The organism is Mesorhizobium sp. M7A.F.Ca.US.006.04.2.1 (genome assembly GCF_004022915.1).
GTDB lineage: Bacteria > Pseudomonadota > Alphaproteobacteria > Rhizobiales > Rhizobiaceae > Mesorhizobium > Mesorhizobium ciceri.
Window position 1 is genome coordinate 1 of record NZ_RZQA01000381.1, and the last position, 5,883, is coordinate 5,883.

At 62.5% G+C, this 5,883-nt stretch carries 6 protein-coding genes; 3 read left to right on the forward strand and 3 right to left on the reverse strand.

The genetic code is table 11. The features are described 5' to 3' along the window. Window positions 1–533 (reverse strand): ATP-binding cassette domain-containing protein (locus EN925_RS20010; protein WP_128336843.1); only part of this gene is annotated, 533 nt, incomplete at its 3' end. Between the two features lie 290 nt (window positions 534–823). Here EN925_RS20010 and EN925_RS20015 point away from each other — a divergent pair. The 3 genes from EN925_RS20015 to EN925_RS20025 all read left to right on the forward strand — a co-directional run bounded on the left by EN925_RS20015 (window position 824) and on the right by EN925_RS20025 (window position 4,642). Then, entirely contained in the window at window positions 824–2,488 is a 1,665-nt protein-coding gene (locus EN925_RS20015; protein WP_013532183.1) for a sugar ABC transporter substrate-binding protein, read from the forward strand. Window positions 2,489–2,576: 88 nt separating this feature from the next. Then, window positions 2,577–3,698: a sugar ABC transporter permease gene (locus EN925_RS20020; RefSeq protein WP_127369901.1), complete on the forward strand. Its 1,122-nt coding sequence runs from the start codon at window positions 2,577–2,579 to the stop codon at window positions 3,696–3,698. Between the two features lie 26 nt (window positions 3,699–3,724). Next, on the forward strand, window positions 3,725–4,642 hold the full coding sequence (locus EN925_RS20025; RefSeq protein ID WP_013532185.1) for a carbohydrate ABC transporter permease: 918 nt from the start codon (window positions 3,725–3,727) through the stop codon (window positions 4,640–4,642). Window positions 4,643–4,692: 50 nt separating this feature from the next. Here EN925_RS20025 and EN925_RS20030 read toward each other — a convergent pair whose 3' ends face one another. Both EN925_RS20030 and EN925_RS20035 read right to left on the reverse strand, forming a co-directional pair. Next, window positions 4,693–5,436 (reverse strand): creatininase family protein, encoded by a 744-nt coding sequence (locus tag EN925_RS20030; protein WP_063167792.1) that lies wholly within the window; start codon window positions 5,434–5,436, stop codon window positions 4,693–4,695. A gap of 3 nt (window positions 5,437–5,439) precedes the next feature. Beyond that, window positions 5,440–5,883, reverse strand: a 444-nt coding sequence (locus EN925_RS20035; protein WP_128336845.1) for an SIS domain-containing protein, incomplete at its 5' end; no start/stop codon positions are given.

Consider the following 5,883-nt stretch of genomic DNA (forward strand, 5'->3'; position numbering starts at 1 on the left):
TCCTTGATCTCGGTGCGCATCTGCACGCGCAGCTTGGCGTCGAGATTGGACAGCGGCTCGTCGAACAGGAACACCTGCGGATTGCGCACGATGGCGCGGCCCATGGCCACGCGCTGGCGCTGGCCGCCGGAAAGCTGGCGGGGATAGCGCTTCAGATAGGGATTGAGGTCGAGGATGTCGGCGGCGCGCTTGACCCGCTCGGCGACCACGGCCGGATCGGTTTTCCTGAGCTTGAGCGCGAAGGCCATGTTCTGCTCGACCGTCTTATGCGGATAGAGCGCATAGTTCTGGAACACCATGGCGATGTCGCGCTTGGCCGGCGGCAGATGATTGACGACGCGGTCGCCGATGGCGATCGTGCCGGCGGAGACGGTCTCCAGCCCGGCCACCATCCTGAGCAGCGTGGACTTGCCGCAACCCGAGGGGCCAACCAGCACCACGAACTGTCCGTCCGATATATCGACGCTGACTTCGTGCAGAACCTTGACCGTTCCAAAGGCCTTGGCCACCTTGCTGATCGCGACTTGCGCCATGTCTCCCCCATCGGCTCCATTAGCCGTAGGCGCAGAAGCTAACCAACGCGACCTGCCAGGGCAAGTCGGTCCCTTATAGATAAAAACCAGCTCTCGTTGACACGGCGTTGGGTTGTGAGAATAGTGGCAGGCGCTGGTCAAAAATGTCGGTGCCCGATCCGCAATCGGAACCTCAATCGACGCAGGGTGGGGTCCTGCCTAATTCGTTTCCGAAACGGGAGCATCGTTGGCGCTCCGGCGTCCGACAGTTGGCCGATTTATTCACACTGATGTTCTGGGAGGAATAGGCGATGAGAACGGGTCTTTACGACAAACTGGTTCGAGCCGGCGCCACAAGGCGCGACATATTGAAGGGTGCGGCAAGCATGGCCGCGATCGCAGCCGCATCCGGCGCCGGACTTGGCGCCTTGACGCGCCCGGCCTCCGCGGCAAGCGAATTGCGCACAAAAATCCTGCAGATCCCCGGCGTCGGCAAAGGCCAGCCGACGGACGCCGATTTCCAGAAGGTCGGTGAACTCTGCCTCGAAGCCACCAAGGCCAATGTCAAGGAAGGCGAATTCGCCGGCGTCGAGCTGACCTTCATGGGTCTCAACAACCAGAACCTGCACAATGTGCTGTTCCGCGGCTTCCTGAAGCCATGGGAGACCTATACCGGCGCCAAGATCAACTGGATCGACCTGGCGCAGGCCGACTACAACGCCCGCCTGCAGCAGTCGATCGCGACCGGGACCGTCGACTTCGACATCATCGAAATGGGCGCGCCGTTCGAAGGCGATGTCTGCGGCAAGGGCCTGACGTCGGAAATGCCCGACTGGGTCAAGACCCAGATCGATTTCGACGATCTGGTCAGCTATCTGAAGCCGCCGGTCGGCACCTGGGACGGCAAGCAATACCGCGTGACCGTCGACGGCGACGCGCACAACTTCAACTACCGCACCGACGTGTTCGCCGATGCCGACCTCGCCAAGGCCTGGAAGGACGGCGGCGGCGAAGGTGAATGGGGCGTGCCGAAGACCTGGCAGCAGGTTCAGGCGGTGACCAAGTTCCTGAAGGGCAAGAAGCTCAAGGACCAGGACGTCTATGGCTATCTCGACGCGCCGAAGCCCTGGGGCGGCTTCGGCTTCTATTTCCTTGGCAGCCGCGCCACCGCCTATGCCAAGCACCCCGACGACAAGGCCTGGCTGTTCGACGCCGACACGATGAAGCCGCGCGTCAACAATCCGGCCTGGGTGCGCGCAATCCAGGACGTCATCGACGCGCTGCCCTCCGAACCCGCCGACCAGATCAACGCCGATCCGAACACGACCGCCTTCCAGCAGTTCCTGGCCGGCACCGGCTCGATGGTCACCTGGTGGGGCGACGTCGGCTCCAACGTCAAGACCAACGACTCTTCCGTCGTCGGCGACGTCACCGGCTTCTCGATCCTGCCGGGCTCGGACGATGTCTACAATGCGAAGACCGGCGCCTGGGACAAGCTCGCCAGCGGCCCGAACTATGCGCCCAACTGCGCCTATCTCGGTTGGGGCGTCTATGTCATGGCCCGCGTCGATGCCGACGAAAAGAAGAAGAAGGCGGCATGGTCCGCTGCAGCCCATCTCGGCGGCAAGGACCTGTCGATCTGGACGGCGATGTATCCGTCGGGCTTCCAGCCTTACCGCAACTCGCATTTCGACATTCCCGAATGGGTGGCGGCCGGCTACGACGAGGCCTTCATCACCTCCTACCTCAAATCGGAATCCGACAGCTACAACCATCCGAACGCGGCGATCGAGCCACGCATCCCCGGCATCTTCCAGTACTACAGCGCCGCCGAGGACATCCTGGCCAACACTTTCGCGGGCAAGATGAAGGCGCAGGAAGGCGCCGACGCCATCGCGGCGGCATGGGAGAAGCTGACCGACCAGATCGGCCGCGACAACCAGATCAAGCTCTACAAAGCTTCGCTCGGCATGTAGGCTGGCCTATGAACCGTGGTCCGGCGGCAACGCCGGACCACTTTAGACAGGCTCCGGCTCCTCGAGAGCCTTCAAACGGGCGAGATTTGTGGCTGACCAGACATCGACCGCGAACCCGTGGCCGGCAGATGCCGGCACTTCCGATCTGATCTCTCCAGGCCGTAAACGCCTTGGCTGGGCGCTGATGGCCGCTGCGACGCTTGGCCTGCTGGCGACGATCGTGCTGGAGATCCTCTACAAGGGTAGCCCCGATACGATCGGCTTCGAGACCTGGCGCCCCGTCGTCTATGCCTATGTTCTGTGGGGCGTGGCGATCGGTGTCGGCCAGGTGCTGACGCGCGGCGAAGACGGCCAGCGTGCCCTGTTCCTGCTGCCGGCGCTGCTGTTCACCATCGCCATGGTGATCTTCCCGACGCTGTTCGGTTTCTACATCGCGCTCACCGACTGGAACCTCAGTTCCTTCAGCGGCCGCCGGTTCAACGGGCTCGACAATTTCTGGCAGATGCTGGGCGATCCCTACTACCGCAACGCGCTGTTCAACATGGTGCTCTACGTGCTGGCGGTGGCGGTCGAATATGTCATTGCCTTCGGCTTGGCGCTGCTCCTCAATGCCCAGATCCGGGCGCGAAAATTCTTCCGCGTCGTCTTCCTGATGCCGCTGATGCTGTCGCCGGTCGCGGTGTCGTGGATGATCGGCAAATCGCTGATGGAATACAGGTTCGGACCGGCCGCAACGCTGGCGCGCCATCTCGGTTGGGAAAATCCCGCCTTCTTCTCCGATCCGATCATCGCGCGCATATCGATCATGATACTGGATGCCTGGACCTTCATTCCGTTCATGATGATCATGCTGCTGGCCGGGCTGCAGGCGATGTCGCGCGAGGTGCTCGAAGCCGCACGCGTCGACGGCGCCAATGCGTGGCAGACCTTCTGGCAGGTCACCTTCCCGCTGATGCTGCCGGTGTCGGTGACGGCGGTGGTCCTGCGCATCATCTTCAAGCTGAAGCTTGCCGACATCATCATCACCGTGACGTCCGGCGGCCCCGGCGGCGCCACCGATTCCGTGTCGAGCTTCATCTACCGCGAATACCGCGACCGCTCGAATGTCGGCTACGGAACCATGCTGGCGATGGCCTATCTGGTGATCATCGTCGTGTTCGTCACGTGGTTGTTGAAATTTGCCAACCGTTTTGTCCGCAATGTCAATTAAAGCAAGATGGGGGTGAATTGAGCCCGATGAGCGTTCAGACCACCGAATATGTCGCCTCGGAGATCCGCTCGCCGGCGAGCTTCCTCGCCAGCCGCGTCTTCATCTATGGCGCGCTGGCCTTCTGGGCGTTCATCTGCCTGTTCCCGATCTATTGGACGATCACGACCTCGTTCAAGACCGCAGTCGACGTCACGCAAGGCCATCTCATCCCCTTCGTCGACTTCCAGCCGGACTGGAAGGGCTGGCGTTCGCTCGGCCTGTCGCCGGACTCGATCTTCCAGACCTCGACCGTGCGCGAGGAGTTCCTCAAGCGCTTTATGAATTCGGTGATCACCTCGGTCGGCGCGTCGAGCCTCGCCATCATCATCGGCAGCCTCGCCGCCTACGGGCTCACCCGCTATCGCTACCATTTCGCCTGGTTCAAGAACGAGGACATCTCGTTTTTCTTCCTGTCGCAGCTGATCCTGCCGCCGGTGGTGCTGGCGCTGCCCTTCCTGGTGCTCTACCGCGAGGTCGGCCTGCTCGACACGCGCATCGGGCTGATCCTGCTCTACACGCTGATGGTGCTGCCGATCGTCATCTGGATCATGCGCGACCAGTTCAACTCGATCCCGGTCGAGCTCGAGGAAGCAGCCTTGGTCGACGGGCTGTCGATCTGGGGCGCGTTCTTCCGCATCGTCATGCCGATCGCGCTGCCGGGCATGGTCGCCGCCTTCATCCTGGCGATGGTGCTGTGCTGGAACGAGTATTTCTTCGCCGCCCTTTTGACCTCGACCGACGCCAAGACAATTCCGGTCATGGTGGCGAGCCAGACCGGCTCGCAAGGCATCAACTGGTGGTCGATGGCGGCACTAGCGACGGCGGCCATCGCGCCGCTCGCCGTCATTGGCATCGCGTTGGAGCGCTATCTGATCATGGGCATGACCGCGGGCGCGGTGAAGTAGCATGGCGCCCTCTTACCTTCTCCCCCTTGTGGGAGAAGGGAAGCCCCGCGCTAGCGTCCCAATATTGCCCGCAGGTGGTCCATGATCATGGCGACGCCCTTCTGCCCGAGCTCTGCCGAAGCATCCTTGGCGCTCGCCGTGTACCAGCCGGTATTGTCGGCGAAGTGATTGGCATCGACAGCCTCCGGGCATAGCGCCAGCATCAGCGAGGTCTCGCCAATGCCGGCATGGTCGAACGGGTACTTGCCGTTCATGTCAGCCGACATCAGCGGATGCACCTGCACCCAGTTGAAGAAATTTTCACCCGCCGCGTGTCCTGAATAATAGTCCGCCATCGCCTGCGACCCCCACCAGCCCTCGCCGCGCTCCTTTTCGAGGAAGCGGAAGATCGCCTGTCGGCCGGCGGCCTTGAACGCCAGATCGGTCGGCATGCCGGCGACAAAGTTCTCGGTCTGGTGGTGGATAATGGCGTGGATGTTGCGGAAGCCGATGCGCAGCAGGCTGTAGAACAGTTCCTCGCCGAACGGCGCCAGCGCATTGCCGCCGACCTGCACCGAGCCGCTGCCTTCCGGCGGCGCCACCGCATAGCTTGCCGCACCGTAGTAGAAGGGCGGCAGGATGACGACGTCCTTCTCCTTTTCGAACAGCTCCAGCGTCTTGATGACGGCCAGCGTGTCCATGCCGACGGCCATGTGCTCGCCATGGTATTCCAGCACGCCGAGCGGCAGAGCGACCGGCCAATTCTCGGCGATCGCCCTGCGGATCTGGTGTGGCAGCATCAGTTCATAGCGCATGATCTATTCCATGTTGGTGTGGCGGGCGCGCATGGCTTCGGGCGACGCGCCGGTCAATTCCCTAAGCTTCAGCACCATCACCTCAAACAGCAGGAACAGCGCGCCTTCGAACACCGAGCCCATCGGCAGGACCGATGTTTTTTGCGCCCCCTGATCGTTGGCCATGGTCTGCGCGGGAATGAGCAGCGTGAAGTCGGCAAGCCTTGCCGCGCTGCCTTCGGCCTGGGCGGTCAGCAGGAGATTGGTTGCACCTGCTTGGCGCGCGACCTGCATCAGGGTCAGCACGGTCGAGGTTTCTCCCGGCCCGGAACTGACCAGGAAGACATCGCCCTGCCCCAGCGGCGGCGTGTTCATGTCGCCGACCACGGAAACCGGCAGGCCCAAATGGTAGAGCCGCATGGCAAAACCCTTGAACTGCAAGGCCTCGCGGCCGCAGCCATAGACGAC